The 1,554-nt window shown below is 72.8% G+C and carries 1 protein-coding gene and 2 pseudogenes; all 3 read left to right on the forward strand.

Annotation, left to right across the window (positions count from 1 at the left end):
• Positions 1-188: pseudogene (locus tag KME77_RS13085) on the forward strand (diaminopimelate epimerase); the annotation flags it as partial.
• 49 nt (positions 189-237) lie between these two features.
• Positions 238-993, forward strand: coding sequence for an SCO6745 family protein (locus KME77_RS13090; protein ID WP_246609671.1), 756 nt, complete (start codon positions 238-240; stop codon positions 991-993).
• Positions 994-1,012: 19 nt separating this feature from the next.
• A pseudogene (locus KME77_RS13095) lies at positions 1,013-1,554 on the forward strand (tetratricopeptide repeat protein); the annotation flags it as partial.

Genomic DNA, 1,554 nt, shown 5'->3' on the forward strand with positions numbered 1-1,554 from the left:
CCGCCCCCTGCGGCCCCGCCACCGTCGCCCCCGCCGCGGCGGCCGCCGCGCTGACCGGCGAGAGCACCGGCGTCTGGACGATCGAGGTGCCCGGCGGCCGGGTCAAGGTCACGCTCGACGCGGAGACCAGCTACCTGACCGGCCCGGCCGTCATCGTGGCGGCGGGCGAGCTGACCCTTGCAGAATGATGTTCTCCTGAGGGATCCTGGGTCTGCTTCCTGAACCGAGAGGGCGGACATGGCGGACCCACGCACCACGGCGGCACGCGTCAAGGCTCCCATCGGCCAGTACGGCGGCGGCTTCATGGTCTCCAGGGAGGCCAAGGCCGTCTGCGAGGAGCACGGGCTCGGCGCCCGCGAGTTCTACTTCCGCGGCCGCTGCGGGGTGCTCGGCGAGTGCGAGCCCGACGTCGTCACCTCCGTCGCCGTCTTCTTCCCCGCCGCCCACGTCGAGGAGAGCTGGCTGGGCGGCCGCAAGATGCCGGTCGAGCAGGCCGTCGAGCTCTACGCGCGGGCCTGCCACGAGTGGGGGCGGCGCAAGATCGGCCACTTCGACGGCTGCGCCAGGATCGCCGAGCTGCTCGAACCGGTCGTCCGCGACGCCCCCGTCGCGGGCGCGCCGCTGTTCGCCGGGTGGCGGGCCGTGCCGCTGCCGGACGACCCGCCGGCCCGCGCCACCCAGCTCATGCACGTCCTGCGGGAGCTGCGCGGCGCGCTGCACGCCAACGCGGTGATCGCGGCGGGGCTGACCCCGCTGGAGGCGACGCTGGCCGCCGGCCACGACGCCACCCCTTTCGGACAGGTGACCGGGGAGGCGATCGCCAAGTTCTTCCTCTGGCCCGAGCCCTACCCTCAGCCCAGCCCTGCGGTGGTGAGCAGACGGGCCGAGGTGGAAGAGGCGACCGATGATCTGCTTGCACCCGTATTTTCGGTACTGAACGATGCCGAATCGGACGAGCTCATCGAGCTCCTGCGTTTTGGGCATGCTCATTGACCTGGCAGACTGACTGCCCATGGACGTGGACATCTGGGCCTGGGTCGGCGACACCCAGCAGCAGCTTTCTGAGGCGGGCAACGTGGGGCTCGCCATGGCGCTGGGAGACCTGCCCGCACAGGCCTACGAGGGCCGATATCCCCAGCTAGACGTGATGGCGCCGGCCATCGCCCAGCAGGCGGAGGCCCTGGAGCTGCCGTGGCTCGAGTTCTACGCCCGCTACTGGCACCTGCTCGGCCGGGTCAGTGACCGCTCGCAGGGCGCCGTCGCCATCGGTGACGCCGAGCACCTGCTGTCGTTCGCCCAGCGCGAAGACGTGCGCCAGTGCCCGGCCGGCCCGGCCGCGGTCGAGGCGCTCGCGATGGCGTGGGCCAACACCGACGGCCCCGGCTACGCGCCGGAGCGCCTGGAGACCCTCAACGCGGTCATCGAGGGCCTCCAGCCCGCCGACCCCGCCTACACCGGCCTGGTCACCCAATATGTCGCCGCGCTCGTGGACGCCGGCCGCGCCGCCGACGCGGTCACCTACGCCGAGGCCGCCGTCGAGCGGCTGCGCGCCGC

Origin of the sequence: Nonomuraea rhizosphaerae (genome assembly GCF_019396405.1) — a bacterium.
Lineage (GTDB): Bacteria > Actinomycetota > Actinomycetes > Streptosporangiales > Streptosporangiaceae > Nonomuraea > Nonomuraea rhizosphaerae.